Origin of the sequence: Streptomyces sp. CA-210063 (assembly GCF_024612015.1) — a bacterium.
Classification (GTDB): domain Bacteria; phylum Actinomycetota; class Actinomycetes; order Streptomycetales; family Streptomycetaceae; genus Streptomyces.
The window spans coordinates 4,965,436-4,982,725 of the sequence record NZ_CP102512.1; the positions used below are offsets into that span (position 1 = coordinate 4,965,436).

General features: G+C 67.3%; 12 protein-coding genes and 1 pseudogene. 8 read left to right on the plus strand and 5 right to left on the minus strand.

Annotated elements, in window-relative coordinates; translation table 11 throughout:
- Window positions 1–6: 6 nt before the first annotated feature.
- Window positions 7–780, plus strand: coding sequence for a hypothetical protein (locus JIX56_RS21520; RefSeq protein WP_257542838.1), 774 nt, complete (start codon window positions 7–9; stop codon window positions 778–780).
- Window positions 781–1,068: 288 nt separating this feature from the next.
- Here JIX56_RS21520 and JIX56_RS21525 read toward each other — a convergent pair whose 3' ends face one another.
- On the minus strand, window positions 1,069–1,908 hold the full coding sequence (locus JIX56_RS21525; protein WP_257542839.1) for a hypothetical protein: 840 nt from the start codon (window positions 1,906–1,908) through the stop codon (window positions 1,069–1,071).
- Between the two features lie 301 nt (window positions 1,909–2,209).
- On the opposite strand from JIX56_RS21525, the gene JIX56_RS21530 reads away from it, so the two are divergent.
- Genes JIX56_RS21530 through JIX56_RS21545 form a run of 4 tightly spaced genes read left to right on the plus strand, consistent with a single transcriptional unit; the run spans window position 2,210 to window position 9,924 of the window.
- Window positions 2,210–3,724, plus strand: a complete 1,515-nt coding sequence (locus JIX56_RS21530; RefSeq protein ID WP_257542840.1) for a hypothetical protein — start codon at window positions 2,210–2,212, stop codon at window positions 3,722–3,724.
- A 49-nt stretch (window positions 3,725–3,773) separates the two neighbouring features.
- Entirely contained in the window at window positions 3,774–4,502 is a 729-nt protein-coding gene (locus JIX56_RS21535) for a hypothetical protein (protein ID WP_257542841.1), read from the plus strand.
- Window positions 4,502–8,887: a hypothetical protein gene (locus tag JIX56_RS21540; RefSeq protein WP_257542842.1), complete on the plus strand. Its 4,386-nt coding sequence runs from the start codon at window positions 4,502–4,504 to the stop codon at window positions 8,885–8,887. Before JIX56_RS21535 ends, JIX56_RS21540 begins: the two co-directional genes overlap by 1 nt.
- The gene (locus JIX56_RS21545) at window positions 8,884–9,924 is read left to right on the plus strand and encodes a hypothetical protein (protein ID WP_257542843.1); all 1,041 of its coding nucleotides are present in this window, start codon (window positions 8,884–8,886) and stop codon (window positions 9,922–9,924) included. Before JIX56_RS21540 ends, JIX56_RS21545 begins: the two co-directional genes overlap by 4 nt.
- 274 nt (window positions 9,925–10,198) lie before the next feature.
- On the opposite strand, the gene JIX56_RS21550 is transcribed toward JIX56_RS21545, so the two are convergent.
- From JIX56_RS21550 to JIX56_RS21560, 3 genes are all read right to left on the minus strand, one after another.
- On the minus strand, window positions 10,199–10,834 hold the full coding sequence (locus JIX56_RS21550) for a hypothetical protein (RefSeq protein WP_257542844.1): 636 nt from the start codon (window positions 10,832–10,834) through the stop codon (window positions 10,199–10,201).
- Window positions 10,821–11,234, minus strand: a complete 414-nt coding sequence (locus tag JIX56_RS21555; protein ID WP_257542845.1) for a hypothetical protein — start codon at window positions 11,232–11,234, stop codon at window positions 10,821–10,823. Before JIX56_RS21555 ends, JIX56_RS21550 begins: the two co-directional genes overlap by 14 nt.
- Before the next feature lie 479 nt (window positions 11,235–11,713).
- Entirely contained in the window at window positions 11,714–13,636 is a 1,923-nt protein-coding gene (locus JIX56_RS21560; RefSeq protein ID WP_257542846.1) for an ATP-dependent nuclease, read from the minus strand.
- A 706-nt stretch (window positions 13,637–14,342) separates the two neighbouring features.
- Between JIX56_RS21560 and JIX56_RS21565 the strand changes: the two genes are divergently transcribed.
- From JIX56_RS21565 to JIX56_RS21575, 3 genes and pseudogenes are all read left to right on the plus strand, one after another.
- Complete coding sequence (locus JIX56_RS21565; RefSeq protein ID WP_257542847.1) at window positions 14,343–15,398, plus strand: DUF6192 family protein; 1,056 nt, start codon at window positions 14,343–14,345, stop codon at window positions 15,396–15,398.
- 2 nt (window positions 15,399–15,400) lie between these two features.
- On the plus strand, window positions 15,401–15,814 hold the full coding sequence (locus JIX56_RS21570) for a RacP protein (RefSeq protein WP_257542848.1): 414 nt from the start codon (window positions 15,401–15,403) through the stop codon (window positions 15,812–15,814).
- A gap of 95 nt (window positions 15,815–15,909) precedes the next feature.
- Window positions 15,910–16,856: pseudogene (locus JIX56_RS21575) on the plus strand (IS5 family transposase); the annotation flags it as partial.
- Here the strand turns inward: JIX56_RS21575 and JIX56_RS21580 are convergent.
- On the minus strand, window positions 16,857–17,282 hold the full coding sequence (locus tag JIX56_RS21580; protein WP_257542849.1) for a hypothetical protein: 426 nt from the start codon (window positions 17,280–17,282) through the stop codon (window positions 16,857–16,859).
- Window positions 17,283–17,290: the final 8 nt, after the last annotated feature.

Sequence of the window (17,290 nt, forward strand, 5' to 3'; positions counted from 1 at the left end):
CCCCAAGTGCGCTACGAGCAAAGGCCATTGATGCCTCAACCTGGAGCGTTCCCTGATGAGAAGGCGCTCTCTGCTGTTGTCCTAGGCAAGCTCGACCGGTGGTTCCACATCGAGGAGCAGATACCAGGGCGCTACTGGACCGGCGAAGAGACGCGCATAGACGCAGTACTCAGGCCCAGAGATCCGAAAGGGTGGCACGATGATGCCCCCGCGTTCGGTGTTGAGTTCAAGAATCCCACCCCGAACACCAGCACCGGACACCGCTACGGCTGGGTCACCCAGGCCGTTGGTTACGCCCATTGCGAGTGGCAGGGATACGGAAGACTCGGGATCTTCTTGTGCCCATCGCCTCTGTCCTGGCTTCTGTCCCGCGCTGATGAAGTCGCCTCCGCCCGTCAGAAGAGGATTGGTCCCGAATCGCTGGAGCAGGAGCGAGTGAGGGTTCGTGAGTATGGACGACTATTCGGCAAGGAGTACTCCGATGCCTACGTCGACCGTGAAGCGCTGCTGGCCCATCGGCGCACCCTCGGGGAATTGACCTACGAGGAGTTCACCGCTCGCGCCGACGGGTTCGTCAACGCGGACGAGCGCCAGCAGGAGCATGATCTCCGAATGGCCGACGAACTGACCCACCTCATAGGGCAACTCGGCGTCGGTGAGCTCATGCCCTACGAGAAGATCGGCTGGGCGCTCACGCGGTCAGGTATGCGGCTGTGGAGCGAGCAGGACGGAGTGACCCGTGTCCCATTCCAGCTGCGGCCGCGTATCGGCTCCCGATGAAATGCGTGAGTGGGTGCGTCCACGGCGCATCACTGTGTCAACCTCGGTCCCGCAAGAGCAGCGCTCCCGGCGCGGCCAGCGAATGACGCCGCGCCTTGGACGCGGCATTCCCAACTGATGCGCGCAACAAATCCAGGTGCCGCAGGCCCCCTAAGCAGCAGGAACCCGTCGGCCCCCTGTACCCGGTGGTGGGACCGGCTACAGGGGGCCTTGGATGAGGGCGGGTGGGAAAAGCGGCCGGGGCTCAGACAGACCATCTCTCTGGCTGTCGGGCGGCGTTCTCCCCCGTCACGCAGCCAGCGGCGGTGCCTCCTCTGCCTGCGCGGGGGGCGCAAGGAGGGGGAAGGCACAGTCCTCTGGGCGCCGGCCCATCCGTTGCGCAATGACCGCCGCGAGCAGCGCGACCCCCGGACCGGTCACCGGCGAGCGTTCCATTCCCACGTAGAAGATCCCGTTCTCGTCGGGTTCGGCATCCACGCGGTCGAGGCTGGCGGACAGCGCGGCGCAGTACCCCCACAGGTCCGCTCGCAGCCCGCTGGGGATGTCCGTGCGGACCCAGACCAGGGGGTGCAGCACTCCCTGGTCGTCGTAGCCGATCGCGACCATAGCCCCCACGCCGTCGGGAAGCGGATAGACCTCCTCCGGCATGTCCTCGGCCGTGCCAGCGAGTGCGTCGGTGATCAGCGTGCGCAGTGCCGCGATCGACTCCTCGTCGCTGCGCCAGCCGTGCAGTGGCGCGTAGGCAGATCCTTCGTAGAGCTCGCGCACTTCCTTGCTCTGCTTCGTGCGGACTTCGGGTGGATCGACTGCTGGAACGTCCTCCGGGTCGACCTCCTCCAGGAAGGTCTCGGCGAAGGTCACCTCTTCCTCCGAGTCCACTGTGATGGCGGCCCAGCCATGACCGATGTGTTCGGCGAAGAGCCGCCGGATTCGGTGCTTCTTCGCCTCCTCGGACAGTCCGGGGACCGTGATGACGAGGATCCGGCCGCGGAGGGCGATGAGCCATGCCTGATGGTCGTCGATCAGCTCCCTCTCGGAGAACGTCACACCCAGGATGTCACCCAGGACCTCGACCGGCAGAGCCCACGCGTCATGCGCCCGCAGCGGCGATGCTGCTTGCTCTGTCACCGAGGGAGATGAGCGCGGCGCGCCGGTAGCAGGCTGTTTCTCGTCAGACTCGGGCGCTGTCCGTGACTGTGTGATCCGAATTGGGCACCACGATGCTTCCTTTCGCCAGGAAATTGAGTAAATCCAGTCTTTGCTGGGAAAGTGCACGGCGCCACATATAGTCGGAAAAGGTCTTCTCGTTTGCTCTGCACCTGCCAGACTGGGAGCCCCGCACGCCGGAGGGGTCGCGGCTTCGGCGGCTGGACATACTCTTTTGCATCAGGGAGTCGACGGCTGAGCCCAACCGGCTGAGGAGGTGCGCGTGAAGAGCACCGGTTCTCCGCTGACGAGCACTGCCGCGCGCCGCCGTCGAACACTTGCGCACCTCTCGCCAATTTTCGAGGTGCACCTGAACCGGGCGAGGAACCCGTCGAGTGTGCAATGGGAGGCGTATGACTTCGTCGCCTTGATCCAGTCGTGCGTGGACATGATCGCTCTGTCCTCTGGGCTGGAGGGCAATCTTGGCGCGCCACGTGACGAGGTGCTCGCCGACATGGCCCGTGTCTCTGGGAGCATGGCCCCACACCGCCCTGCTGAGGAACACGCGCACGTTGCCCGGCATCTCCTCGACCACCTTCTCCGCCACGCCGAGCCGACCCCGTACTTCAATGTCGAGTACGCGGATCCGGATTCCAGCTGGCAGCCGGTGCCCCTTCAGGTACGCGTGCTGTACGAGACGCTGGCCGCCGACGGGCGCGCCCTGTATGTCAACGCCGACAACACCGCCGTGACTCTGCTGCTCATCGCGACCAACCGGTCGTTGGAGGACGAGCACGAGGCGGTGATCGCGGTCATGCGAGCGCAGGCCGAGAGCGGGCGTCTGGATGCGGCGATCGACTCGGCGGAGGACGCCCTGACGCTGTCGCGAACCTACGCGGCGAACGTCCGGCGCATGATCGCCGAGGCCGAGCGGGATGTCACCCGCGTCGACTACCTGCGAGTCCTGCGGCCCGAGCTGGTAGCTGCGGCTGCGCATCTGGAGCGGCGCATCAGCGTCGACGGCACGTTGTTGCGGCACCTGGAAAACCTACGGGCCGACGCCTCCGAGGAGCAGGAACCTGTGGCTGTGCGGCAGTTGTCCGTGGCCGCGTCGCGGCTTGGTGACGCGGTGGAAACCCTGGCTGTGCTGCAGACCGATGTGATCGGGGCCGCTCCGCGCTGGCGTGAGGCCCAGGCCGCGCAGGCTTTCAGCGCTGTGCCGGTGAGCGAGATCGACCCGACAGCGGACGTACTGTCGGCGCTGCTGGGCGGCCTACCGTTGCCCCGTGGTGCTGAGTTGTCTCCACCGGCTCCACGGGTGCTGTTGGATGTCGCGGCGCTCGCGGACCGACTTGCCGTACCGCCGAAGCAGGTGCCGGAGCCGGATGCTGCGCCCATTGTGGACGAGCCGCTCGAAGACGCTGACGGGGTGTACGAGCAGTTCCCGGAGCAGTTCCATGATGTGGCCCATGTACTGCGGGCTCATCGGATCATGCCTGGCGCCAAGGCTCGTCTGACCGACCTGCTGGCCGATGCCGACCGGCTGTTCGCCGCCGAGGGGCCGTCCGCCGTCGTCGACGGGCTGGTCGCCGTCGTCGGGGGTTCACGTGACACCGCCCGCCGCAGGCTGCGGCTGCTGCTCGCGCTCGACGCGATGATGCTCTGGCGGCCCGACGGCTGGCCCGACGCTTCGGACGAGTGGTGGGCGTTGGACGACGGGATACGAGGGGTGTTCGCGGACCTGGACGTTCCCGATGTGCTCGTCTGCCGGAAAGAGGACGAAGATGACAGCTCGTGACGACGCTAGGGATGTCGGCCTCCTTCTCAGGTACGGTCTCGACCCCGCCATGTCCCCAGCCCGCCATGACCTCTACAGCCGACTGCTGGACCGGTTCCACACCGACCCTGACCTGCGCACCGCCTTCGACGAGACGGCCGACGGCCTCGGCCTGCGGGTGCTGACAGCCGATCGCTCAGCGGGCCTCGTGCTGATCGCCGAACCCACGTCGCCGCTGGCGGTGACGGACACCAGCCACTGGCTCCGCATCCGGGGAACGGGTGATCGGGCGGTGTACGGGCTGGCCCTCGGCGGTGCGACGGCGTGGTGCTACCCAACCGCTCGTGCGGTGCGTGAGCCGGGTACGCGGCGCGTCACCGCGTTGGATGTCGACCGCCTCGTACGCGAACATGCGGCGACTATCGAAACGGAAGAGATCACGCTCGACGGCGGGCTCGGCGAGGCATGGCGCGAGTACGCCACCAACCGCAAACAGGTCGCTCTGACATCGAGTGGCCGCCTCAAGCGGGACTGCACGGTGCGGATGTGCGAGGACGTGTTGCTGATGCTCGCGGCTTTCGGGCTGGTCATGGTCGATAGGACGGTTCCGCCCCCGCGCGCTGAGCTGAAGGTGTGGCGTTCCACGGACCGCTTCCGCGCCCACGTCGCGACCGCCGGAGGCCCTCTCGTGTGGCAGACGATCATCGGTTCGCAGGCACCGGAAGAACACCGAAAGGACAGTCGCGATCAGTCCCCGCATACCGACTACGGCGAGCCGTTCGATGAGAGGGGCGAGTGATGCAGACGGGCTGGCGCCTCGAGCGCACCTACCTGACCGGCGCGGGCTTCCCCGAGTCACGGCTGGAGGGGCTCAGCATCAACTGGTCGGATCCCTTCGAGCCGACCGGGCATGCCGCGCTGTGGGCCGACAACGGCACGGGAAAGACGACCATCACGGCTCTGCGTTTCGGGTTGTACCTGCCGCACGCGCGGGACTTCATCCGCGGTGAATCCGACCGGTCTTTGGCGAAGCTGGTGCGCTCGGGCGACGTCTGTCATGTGGTCGAGCAGGCCACCCGAGTCGTGGACGGCGAACTCCAGCGCATCGTCATGGGCATGGTTACCGACTGGGCAGACGGCGGCACTCAGGACGTCGACAACCCTCGAAGATTGCAGCGCGACTTCTACGGATGGGTGACCTACGGGTCAGGTCCGACTATCCAAGACCTGCCGTTCCGTACCAGCGTCGGTCGACGTGCGACTCACGCCCAGTTTGTGGAGGCAGTGCGAGGGATGCTGCCCAACGGCGGCGCGCTCCCGCCGCATCGCCCGTCGGACCACCAACGGGCATGGGGCGACTGGCTGGCCGCCGCCGGAGTCGATGTGGAGCAGTTGCGGTTCCAGTCCGACATGAACGCCTCCGAAGGCGGCGTCGACCACGTGATGCGTTTTCCTGACTCCGACGCCTGCGTCCGGTGGCTCATCGGCGCGACAACCCCGACCACGACCGTCGAGCAGATCGGCAAGAGCATCGAGGTCCTACGGGCGAACGCCGCCGCCCGTCCCCGATGGTCCGACGAACTCACCCTGTGGGAGAGCCTCACCGAACCGTTGCTCCGCCTCGCGATCGCCCATGACCAGGTAGCCGTTCACCGACGGGCGGTGGCCACCGCCGAGGTGAACGCCGCGGCTGTTGTGGCCGACTCCGAGGCCACCCTGGCAGCACTGGATGTCGAGGAGGCCAATGCCAGCGAGAAGCACGAGGAGCACGAACGCCTGCGCCGGGAGGCGGGCGCGACCGCGCGGAGGGCGCAGGCACACCGGTTGCGTATGCGGCTGAGAGCGGCCGAACTCAGGGCCACCGTCGCAGCAGCCCTCGCGGACAAGCGCCGCTCGGACCGCGACCGGATGGTCCGCGAACTGGCCGGCTGGCGACTCGTCCAGGACGTACTCGACGCCAACACGGCCAGAAGTCATCTGGCCGGGCTCAAGGCGCGCCTGGAGGCTGCCGAAAAGCACACCTCGGAGCTTCGCGAGGAGGAACAGCGGCACCTGCACGCCCTCGCGCGGCTCCTCACTGACCACCGCGACCGTGCCGCCGACGACCACCGTGCTGCGAAGGAGCAACGGGGACGGGCCGCCACTGCCCTGGCAACGGCCCAGGACGAACAACGGAAGGCCGTGGCGGCCCACGCGACAGCTGGAGAGCAGCTTCGGCGCGTCGCTGAACAGATCACCGAGTCCGAACGGATCCTCTCCGAAGCAGTTACCACCGGTCTGCTTCGCGAAGGTGCCGATCCGGTAATGGTGGAAGCCGGATGGACTGAGAGAGCCGCTACGGCACTGAGGAACCGCGAGGCTGCTGACCAAGCGCTCAAAGCCGCCGACAAACAGGCTGATGCCCAGCAGAAGACCATGACGGAAGCCCAGAACGCGGTCGTCGCCGCCCAGCACGACGTCGAGAACGGAGAGCGTCAGCTCCAACAGGTGAACGACAGGGTCCGCGCCCTGGAGGAGGACGAACGCGTACAGGACGCCGTCGGCGACAGCGGCATCGAGCTGTGGACCGCCCGCTCGGCACTCACGGACGCATTGAGCCAACGAGCCGAGACGGCCGACAGGGACGCCGCCGAGGCACGCACTGCGGTCGGTGAGGCCCGGCGTACCCTCGACGCGGTCGGTGCCGACGGTCTACTTCCGGCATCTGCTCTGGTCGAAGAAGCCGTCCGGCGTTGCCAGGACGCCGATGTGCCGGCCTGGCCGGGATGGCGGTGGCTGGCGGACACGATGTCCCCTCAAGCCGCCCAATCCTTCGCATCGGCACGTCCCGACATCGCGTCCGGCGTGGTGGTCTCCCACCCTGACCACTTCCATCGCGCCCTCGACGCTATCGACGATCTCGACACCGACACGGCGGTCTGGGTCGGTGCCGTCCTTGACTCAGAGGCCGCCGTATCGCCGAGTGCGGGCGACCACTCCGACGGAACACTCGCCCGAGTCCTGCTCCCGCACCCTGGTACCTACGACCGGGAGGCCGCGGGTGACATGATCGCCGCCGCCGAGAACGCGCTGACCTCGGCGACTTTGCGCCTCCATGAAGCAGGTCAGCGTGCCACCGACGCCCGTAGCGCCCTCGCGGCCCTGACCCAGTTCTGGAAAGACCTCCCTGAGGACCCGCGTACCGCTGTCCAGGAGAAGATCCGATCCGCTCAGGTACGGAGAGAAGCAGCTCGAAGCGATGAACAAACCGCAGCGGACGCGCTCCAGAACCTCACCCAGCTCAAGCAGGAGCACCAAGCCGCACGAGACGCCGCGCAAGAACTCATCGACCGCGCGACCGAGAAGCGACGACTCCTCATCCCCGTGACCAGTGCTGCGGACACCCTCTCCGGTGTCCGCGCAAAGCTGCCGGGTCTGCGTACGGCCGAGGCAGAACACCGCCGCCGTGTCGACCAGCTCGGCAAAGAGATACCGGCCCTCACCACCGCTGCCGAACAGGCGCGCGACCAGGTACGCGTCCACGCACGCCGCCGGGACGACGCAGCCGACGAACTACGCAGCGCAGGGCTGTCAGCCACCACTGACGGCACCATCCCCACCGATGACGCGCCCACCATCCGAGCACGCCTGAAGAGCGTCACATCGGCCCTGGAGGACGCGGCGGTCGACCCAGAACTGCGCCAGCGAGCCACCGACGCCAGGCAACTCGTCGCAGACCTGGACGCGAAATTGGACGCCGACATCGACCTGCGGCATCTGGCCGAACGGTTCGCCAGCACCGATGACACACGCCATCCTGTCGCGCTCGCCACAGCGACCCGCCAGGCCGAGCATCGAGAAGCGGAAGCGCGCGAGGAGTACGCGAAAGCATCGCAGGCCGCAGAAACCGCCAAGCGGGAACACCAGAGGCAGGCCGAAGAACGCGCAGACCGCTCCTCCCCGGACATCGAGGGCTTCCCGTCGGCCGATCTGGTTGCCGAGGCCGACGAAGCCGATGGCTTCGCCGACCAACTCGACGAACTCGCGGCCCAGTCCCTACTCACCCAGCGCTCCGCGGAACAGCTCGCCCGCAACGCGGAGAACGCCGCGACCGCGGCCCGCCAATCAGCCCAGCTCGTCGAGGCAAGCGTGGGCGCGCTGCGCTATCTCACCGACCCGGTACTGACCGGCCGCCGCGCGGACGACATTGCCGCACTCACCACCCGGATCTCGGCTGTCTCCGAGCGCGTTCGCGAGTCACGGAAACACCTGACGGACAGCGAGCAAGCCCGGCAGAGGGAAGCCAGCGCAGTCCGCGCACACGCCAACAGCCCGCAGGCACGCAAGGTCGAGGCCGCAGAGGATTCCCGCGTCATCGACCTGATCTCACGGCTGCGCGGCGACGAACAGCTTCCCGCAGAGGCCGAACGCATCGCGGGAGAGCTCGAACAGCGAGCTGTTTCGCTGCGGGACGACCTGGATCGACATGACCGCGACGTCCACACCTGCGCGGTCATGCTGCACGTGCAGGCATCGCGGGCACTCGACCGGCTTCGCGCCTACCAGAACCAGTCCCGACTCCCGGACGGTTTGGGCGAGTGGTCCGAACGGCGCTTCGTCGTCATCGAGCATGAAAAGGCTCCGGCCGACGAATCCGTCGCCATCGACCGCGTGGCCCGCATCGTCCACGCTCTGCTGACGCCCGGCGCCGGCCGGTCGGACGCTCAGTCCCTTCTGTTCGCCGCCACCCGAGCCCTGGTCGACGCGCCCTTCAGGGTCCGCCTTCTCAAACCGCACATCGACCTCTCCCTCGACCGGGTCGACGTCGCCGAACTGAAGAACTTCTCTGGTGGGCAGCGGGTTACCGCGGGTGTCCTCCTGTACGCCACGATGACGAAAGTCCGAGCCCTCTCAGACACCACCTCGGTCGGCTGGCTATGGCTGGACAACCCATTCGGGCAGGCATCCGCAGACCAGTTCGTCCGGACGATGCGACGCGCCGCCGACCAACTTGGCCTGCAGCTGCTGTTCACCGCCGCGCCCAAAGACAAAGGGGCGCTGTCGATGTTTGACCGCACCATCATGCTCGGCCGACGCTCCCGCCCGTCCTCGGGCGAGAAAGTCGTGGTTGTCGATGACCAATCTCGCGAGTTGACCGACCTGGTCCTCGTGCAACGCGATGTCAGGGCGGTGCTCGGAGAATGAGTTCCGTCAATCTGACCTCGCTGATCGCCGCACTTGACCCTGGCGGGCGCGGGGGCCGCCGCCACACCGACGACATTGCCGCCGCTATTGGAGCGCAGAACCCCGGGATCGAAGCGTCCGCGCTGCCCGAAGTCGTCCACGACACGATCAAGCGCGGGGAGCAGGAAGGACTGTGGTCGGCCAGCCGGACCACGACCGTACGCCGGGGACGAACGGTCCTACCCAAAGCCGTAACCCTGCTGGGGGCGGCCCGCCCCTCCGACAAGCTGTTGCCTGTCGACGTACCCCTACGCGGTGAACTGGCCAGCTGGGCAGCCACGCTTCGTCTCTCCGCGACACAGCGACAGCTCCTTCTGGCCGTCAACGACTGGCTCCGGCGTACCGACGGCGGAAAGGTCCCGGTCGCCTCCGTCGCCGAACGGGCCTACGAACTCCTCCTCGACGAGAAGGCATTCGACGCCAACCCTCCGCGCGGGGGAAGCACCCTTTGGGCGCCCGACCGGCTGACGTTCGAGCTGCTGCGCTGCGAGCGGCTGCCGACTCCTCTCGTCTGGGAGCCGGTCACCTCGGAGATCGGCCAATCCGGCGCTGTCGTCTGCGTCGAGAACCACGCCACCTTCCGCACGCTCCTCCGCGTGTTGCGTACCCGCGCCGTCCCGCCCTGGGCTGCCGTCGCCTGGGTCCAGGGCCGCAACACCGCGCCCCTGGAGTCCCTTGCGGCATTGCCCTTCCCGGTCACACGTCTGGACTACCTCGGCGATCTGGATGCCGCCGGCCTCCAGATCGCCGCGACGGCCTGCGCGACGGCCGAGCGTGCCGGTATCCCAGCAGGACCGGCCGCACGCCTCTGGGCCATGCTCGTCACCCAGCCCCGGCGCCCAACTCGTCCCACCACGGAGGCCAAGGCTCGGGAGCTGGTCGCATGGCTTCCCGACGCAGTCCGCAATCAGGCATTCGGCCTCCTGGTCACCGGCCAGGCGATTCCGCAAGAAGCCCTTCGTTTCGACGTGCTCAGTGATGCGCTGCTGGCGGATTGACCGGATGGCAGCGTTCCACCCCGGCCTTACGTGCGCCATACGCATGGGAGGTCTTCAACCTGCACGAATGCGGTCGACGTCACCGCAGGTCCCGTCCTGAGGATGTCCCTCGCCGGTTATTACGAGTGGCGGCAGGGAGAAAGGTCCACGAACAAGGCCCGCTATCTGAGCTCATCTCGTATCGCTATTCGTCAAGACAGTGGGCCTCGACGCGCTTCCGGCCGGGCTGGAGGCATCCGCCAGCAGCTACAGGTGAGCCCCCGCCAGCCCGTGGCTATGCCTTGGGCTTCTTCGTCGCGGCGCGAGCCGAATTCGCGTTGGCGGCTGCGTTGAGACGGGCCAGGTGCGCACGTTGCGATACTTGACCCCCGTAAGAGGACCAGCCGTACAGAGACGCAAGCAGTTCGGCTGCTACAGACGCCGCTGCCGTCAAGCCAGCCATAGCCCTGGACATAGACGCAGGGGGCCTAGCCACCAATCTCCCCCGGCTTTGCGCTGCCGTGATGGCACATTGTTCCGACCAGAGCTCGAAGACCTGAGCGAGACGCGCGAAGAAGGCGGCCGCCGCAGCCAAGCAGGCGTAGAAAGCGACGAGCCCTCCGCCGATGCGGGCAGCGATGCCAGGAGCCGGTTCACGGTCGGTCCAAGGCCAGCCCATGACCGCATAGACGACGGCCAGACCAGCCGAAGCGGAAATCCATGCAGTCACGATCACAGACCCCAGGACTCCCTCGTAGTCATCCTCCTCCTCGTCGTCCTGCTCGGGCTGTCGCTTCGACGGCGCCGGATTGCCGGAGGTCTTGTTCCCATAGGGCGGGAGAAAGACCTGCCAGAAGCCGCCGTGGACGTCGCCGCCAACGAACGTGCCGGAGCCGTGATTGTGCTGCTCCCGGTGCTCAGCGTCGGCCATCTGACGCCCCGCCGTAGTTGAAGGTCAGGCCACCGTGGACGTCACCACCGATGAACGTTCCAGTGCCGGTGTTGTGCTGGTTCCAGACCTTCGAGGCCGACGGGGTGGGCACCGTGAGTTCGTCCACCTCGCTCATGGCGTCGCGGTGCTCGGCAAGGTATTGAGCGATGAGCTGCGCCCAGGCGGTCGCTGCAAGCGCCTGAGCCTCTGGAGAGGTCGAGGTGAGCTGCGCAGCGGTGTCATCCACTGCCTGATCCGCCGCTCTCTGTTGATCCGGAGTGGCCCGACGGAAGAAGTGCGCGACCTTCAAGCGCATCTTCTCGGCACCCGACGTGGCTATGGCCGCAACGAGCGTGCCGGCCGCACCAGTGGCCACGGCCATTAATTCGGCGTCGTACATGATCGAGATGTCTCCCCGTTCGTGGTGACGTGCCCCAGCAGAACCTACCGGGCACCACTGACACTCCGAGGGGACAATCCGCATACACAATCTGAGGCAGCCATGGCCACGGCACTGTGGCGCCCCCCGGGCAGCGAGACGCCGACCATCTGGTTGCAGTTCTGGTTGCATTCACCGGCGTCCGGCACGGTCCGCTACGCACCCATCGACATGCTCCATCGCAGGTCAGAACGGCCCCGAGCGTCCCCGAACCCCCAGACGAACATTTGGAAAGCGTGTTGGGCGCAGCCCCTCCAGGGGTGGAATCTCGTAGCCCCCAGCCGCCGACCGTTTTGGACAAATCGCCACGACAGGTCCTCACCTGCTGTGTTTACGGCTTTGGTTACAGGTGGCCGCCGTCACCAAATCGCAACCCTTTCCACAAGCATCAGGGCTGCAGCTGGCGTAGAACTGCAAGCCCGCGTGAGGCAACGGTCTGGCTACCGGCGCCCGATCAGCGAACGGACGTTCTCCAGCAAGGCGTGGAGCAAGAACGGTGGCTCCGTAACGACCGTGCGGGTCGTCTCCAGATACGTCGCCGCGTTCTTCCCGTCGATGCCCTCGCCCGCACGAACGAGTTCCCGCCTGCGCTCCTCCCAGGTCGGCCAGTGCTGGTCGAGATGGGTCTCCAGGGTGTCCTCGAACACGGTGTAGCGGCCGGTCGAGTCGTCGGCCGGCTGCGGATTGGGCGTCGCACCCAGGTACTGGAGAAGATTCGCGTTCTTGGTCCGGTTGTTCCGTGCCTGGCGCTCGAACTCCTGCTCCTTGTCCTGTCGCTGCTGCGGGATGAGGTGTTGCACCGACGCCCGCTTGCGCTCCTCCATGCCGGCGTCGCCGTCGAACACGACGTAGCAGGGCACGCCCAGGGCGCTGAAGAGGGCGTCAGAGATCATGAGGTTGTCCTTGCCGTGGACCTCGATGACGCTGATGCCCTCCGCGCCCAGGTTGATCCCCGACCGGTCGGCGCAACCGGTGATCACTCCCTCGTCCCCGCGCCCCTCGACCAGCACCACGGCATGGGCGAAGAAGCCCTCTGCCAGCGCACCGCTCAGCGTGCCCTCGGTCCTGCTCCTGATCACCTTCTTGTCGACGAGGCCGTCCAAGGCCCCGCACAGGTCCTCCTCCGTGGCCTGCCACACTTGGGTGACGGGATGCCCCTCGCCGGCAGCGCGGCCCAGGCGCCGAATCTGGTGATACCCCTTCGGATCGATGAAGACCGGGTTGTGGGTGGCGTACATGACCTGAGTACGCCCCTGCGGCGAGGTGGCGACCAGCTCGCGGAGCACCTTCGCGAAGGTCCGCGCCTGAGGCGGGTGCTGGAAAAGCTCGGGCTCCTCGATGGCCAGGCACAGCGTCCGCATGCCGTCGGCCGAGCGCCTTCGGTCGGCGAGGTACTTCAGCGCCGCGATGATCAGGGCGCGCTGGAAGCCGTGCCCTTGCCGGTGCACCGAGGTATGGGCAGCCCCGTCCCGGATGCTCACCTGGAAGGTTGTCCGGGCGGGCCTCGGAGCCTGCACAGTGGGAGTCACAACCACCTCGCGCCCGGTGGTGAACTTGGCGACCTCCGCCGAGAGCGCGGCCGACACCTCGTCCAGCACGGGGCCGTACACCTTGCTGTGCACTTCCTGCCGGGCCAGATGAGCGTTCTCCTCGATCTCGCCGAGCTGCTCGTTGACCTGTGAGCGGTCCACGGCGTGGTCGAGGATGCGGCCGAGCGCGGTCGCCTTCTGATCGTCGGCCTCCTCGTACGCCCGCAGATCAGCGGAGACGAACACGAAGTCGATCAGCTGGGCGAGCCTGCTCTGCCCGGCGAAGCCGAAGAAGTGCGTGTCCTCGACCTCGGCCTCGGTGAGACGGTCGCGATTGGCCAACTCCCACGTGCGCATCGCCTCCAGAACCTTGTCCTTGGTCCCGGCGGCCGACAGCCCCAGGCTCGTGTCGCTCGCCCTCAACTGGTCATAGGCGCGCCGCAGTTCCATGGCCTTCTCGTTCTTGCGCACCTCCTCGAACGGCCCGTACGCGAGCGCCTTGCCCGTGATCTTGTCCTCGCCGTTCTGCCAGGTACGCCAGATGCTCACGCTCGCGACGCCGTCGGGCGCGTACCGCCCGAGAGTCTGGCGATCACGATCGGTGAGTCCGTCGAACTCCACCTCCACGGAGATACGGCCGCCCTCGGCCGCCGAGTGGATATCGTCGTCGCTGAGGGCGACACCCTTCTCGCCGTTGAAGAACCAGTCGAGCGCACGCAGCACGGTGGACTTGCCGACCCCGGTCGGCCCGATGAAGGAGGTGATGTCTTCGAAGGACACGTCCACCTTGTGCAGACAGCAGAAGTTCTCGATGCGAACGCGTTTGATCTTCACGGTCGTCCTGTGCGCTTGAGGCGGGAGGGGCATATGAGTGCCCACGTGACGATCGTGACGCTAGCAGCGCGCCTGACAGCACATCAGCTGATTTCCCCTGATAGGTGATTCCTCAGAGTCGAGCGCCGTTCCTGCCATGAAGTCCCGCGACGATCATCGATATCTATAAGTGCCTGTGTCTGAACCTCGCTTTGGATCTTTGGGCGGGTCTAGGCTGGCGGCGTGTCTGGGGTCAACGGGCCTGGTCGTGATCGGCGTTGTCCTGGGTGTGGTTCATGGCTGGGGCCGGAGGCTGCACCTCGGGCGGTGTACTGCTCGGGGGTGTGTCGGTGCAGGCAGTGGCGCCGGATACGGCGGCTGCGGCTGCGGGTGGCGGCGCTTGAACGGGGCGAGGGCCGCCGGGTCTGCCCGGAGTGCGGGGCCGTCTGGGTGGCCGGGGTGGATCACCGCAGCAACGCGGTCTACTGCTCGCCGCGGTGCCGGAAGAAGGCATGGAGCCGCCGCAGGGCAGCGTTCGCCGAAGCGTCCGGCTGACGCTTGAGCGAACAGTTCACGAACCGAGGCAACGGCCGGAGCGTTCAATTCCTCCCATTTCCAGCCATGGTTGGCGAACGATCTGACGGCGGGCGGACTCTGACGGAAGGGCCGGGGCTTGTCGCCGGCGGTCCGGTCCGCCGGGCCCCGACCGCGAGGGATGGTGGCCACCATGCCCACCGCCACGATCGGTCATGTCACCCGCGAGCGCTACGAGCAGATCATCGCCACCGACCGGGAACTGGTCGGACAGATGCAGCGCATCCAGTTCACCATCGGGGACCACGCGCTGGAGATCGAGCCGATGCAGCAGATCGGAGGCGCCCGCCCGGCCCCCGGCGAGGACCTGTTCGGCGTCGACGTCTCGTTACAGATCTACGCCGACGACCTGGGGCTGTCACTGAGCACGGTCCGCAGCTACCGGTTCGCCGCCCACCGCTGGCCCGCCGGCCAGCGTCGGCACGGTATCTCCCACAAGGTCCACTACATCCTCGCGTCCATCCCGGACGACACCGAACGCTTCGAGGCGATCGACGCCCCTCCGCTGGACGAGCGCGCCCGGGCCCGGCGCTGGACGACGGACCTCGCCAAGAAGCACGTCGGGCAGCGCCCGGACCGTCCCGAGACGCCGGCGCAGAAAGTGGCGGCCATTCACCGCCTGGCCGACGACGACGAGGTCGCGGCGCAGATCGCCACGGACGTGCTGCGCCGTCCGCAGGTCGCGGCCAAAGTGGTCGCCGACGACACCGCCCGGCACATGGTCAACAAGGCGCAGACCACGCAGCACCGGACCGAGGTCGTCCACGACCTCATCGACGACGACACGGTGGCGGCCCAGGTCGCCTCCGATGTGCTGCGCCGTCCGGAGGTTGCGGCCAGGGTGGTCGCCGACGACACCGCCCGGCACGCGGTCAACCGGGCCCAGACCGACCGTTCCCGTCAGCAGGCCGAACACTTCCGCCGGGAGACACCCGCAGGGCGGGCGGTGAAGAAGATCGAGCGGACCGCGGAGTTCCTGGACCTCGTCGGTGCCTGCCACCGCTTCGTGGCGGCCTGCGGAAAGACCGTGCCCAAACTGCGCGACCGGCACCTGTCGGATGACGAACAGGCCGTCCTCGCGCAGAACGTCGCCCGCTGCCGGGCCACGCTGGACTGGATCGAGACTGCCGCCGAAACCGGCGAGGTCGACGTGGACGAGGAGCTCGCCCGCCTCCTGCGGGGTGAGTAGCCGTGGCCAAGCGCTCCCCGACCGCGGAGCGCCACGCCGACCTGATCCGTACCGCCCTGTTCGAAGTCGCGCCCGCCGGCATGACGCTGATCCGCCTGATGGCCTCGTGCGAGCTCAGCCGCTGGCAGACCAGGCGGGGACTGGCCACGCTGCGCGATCTATGCGCCGAACGCAGCTGGCCGCCGGTCATCTACAACCGTGACCTCGGCTATCACTTCTGCGCGAGCGAGGACGAACTGGAGGAATGGGAGCGGGCGTGGCTGAGTGAGAAACTCACCCAGTTCCGCCGGATGCTCACCGGCACCATCGGCCCGCACCTGGCCCTGTTCCCCAAGAGCGTCTGGGCCGGCTACCTCAGCGACCAGATGAAAGCGATCGAGTCGAACCTGGCGCTGGCCGCCCGGCCACCGCGCTGACAGCTCTGGGCCGGGGCGCCCACCGCCAGAGCAGGAGGCCGGGACCGGCCCGGCGCCCCGGACAACCCGGGCTATCGGGCCGGTCTGTCTCTGCCATGCGCCAGCGCCGCTATCCGTCCGACACGACGGACGCCGAATGGGCACTGCTCGAACCCCTTCTCCCGGTCCCCGCCTGCCAGACACCTTCCGGCGGCCGTCCGGAAGCCCATCCCCGGCGGGAGATCGTCGACGGCATACGCTATCTCGTCGATAACGGCATCAAATGGCGCGCGATGCCGTCCGACTTCCCGCCCTGGCGGACGATCTACGGCTTCGCCCGGCGCTGGGCCGCCGCCGGCGCCGTCGGAATCATCCGCGACCAGCTCCGCCGCCAGATCCGACTCGCCGCCGGGAAAACACCCCGCGCCGCGTCGGTCGTCGTGGACTCCCAGAGCGTCAAGGCGTCCGAGACCGTCGGCAAGGAAAGCCGCGGCTGGGACGGCGGCAAACTGATCAACGGGAGGAAGAGACATCTCATCGTGGACAACCGCGGCCTGGTGCTGATGGTGATGGTCACCACCGCCGGCGTCCACGACAGCGTTCCCGCGAAGGAATTGCTGTTCCGGCTCGCGCTCACTCACCCCGAGATCTCCATCGTCTGGGCCGACTCCGCCTACGGCGGGAAGCTGGTGACCTGGGCGAAGAAGTACCTCGACATCACCATCAAGACGGTGCGGCGCCCGCCGGACGCCAAGGGCTTCGTGGTCCTGCCACGCAGGTGGGTGGTGGAGCGTTCCTGGTCGTGGATCATGCGCGCGCGGCGCCACTGCCGTGACCATGAACGCCTGCCCGTGATGAGTGAATCCCTCATCACGTGGGCCGCCATCACACTGATGACCAGGCGGCTCACCCGCCGCAAGGCCCGCCCCGCCGAACGGCGCGACATCACCCCCTACTACCTGGCGCAGGCCGCCTGATCCGCCCTCCCCCAGCAATGCGTCGACGCTCCGGCCATGCTGCGATGCATCGAATCGCGCGGCGACCAGGTCAGGTGAAGGGCAGACTATGGCTGAAGTCCGGCAACGTCGCGTGCTGTCTGCCGCAGGCGAAGCCAGCGGATGCCTGTGGTCGGAGCGATGCCGACGGATATGAGACGCAGGGCCTGGATCTGGTGTTGGGACTCTGGCCCCAGATCGGCCGGTAGCCCAGCAAAGAGATTCTCCGAAGCAGCGTCAGCGGCAAGAAGTTGAGTGACTTTTTCCCAGAATTCCGAGCCGGATTCCGGGCCAGGCTTACCGATGGCCTCGCGCCGCGCTTGATACATCGCGAGAGCCAGAACGAGACCGGCAGTTTCGAGGAATTCTTCGGCCGATTCGTTCCAGGTGACGAAGCGTTGCTCCTGGCGTCGCTGGACAGCTGGGTCACTCAGGTGGTCGGTGATGAGTCGGCGGGCTTGTTCGATCTGGTCCCGCAAGCGAAGAGTGGGCATGGGCGCCT

Bases quoted from the DNA above. Each gene is read 5' to 3' on its own strand.
- JIX56_RS21535 (WP_257542841.1), top strand. From the start codon at position 3,774: ATGTCCCCAGCCCGCCATGACCTCTACAGCCGACTGCTGGACCGGTTC.
- JIX56_RS21540 (WP_257542842.1), top strand. From the start codon at position 4,502: ATGCAGACGGGCTGGCGCCTCGAGCGCACCTACCTGACCGGCGCGGGC.
- JIX56_RS21545 (WP_257542843.1), top strand. From the start codon at position 8,884: ATGAGTTCCGTCAATCTGACCTCGCTGATCGCCGCACTTGACCCTGGC.
- JIX56_RS21550 (WP_257542844.1), bottom strand. From the start codon at position 10,834: ATGGCCGACGCTGAGCACCGGGAGCAGCACAATCACGGCTCCGGCACG.
- JIX56_RS21555 (WP_257542845.1), bottom strand. From the start codon at position 11,234: ATGTACGACGCCGAATTAATGGCCGTGGCCACTGGTGCGGCCGGCACG.
- JIX56_RS21565 (WP_257542847.1), top strand. From the start codon at position 14,343: ATGCCCACCGCCACGATCGGTCATGTCACCCGCGAGCGCTACGAGCAG.
- JIX56_RS21580 (WP_257542849.1), bottom strand. From the start codon at position 17,282: ATGCCCACTCTTCGCTTGCGGGACCAGATCGAACAAGCCCGCCGACTC.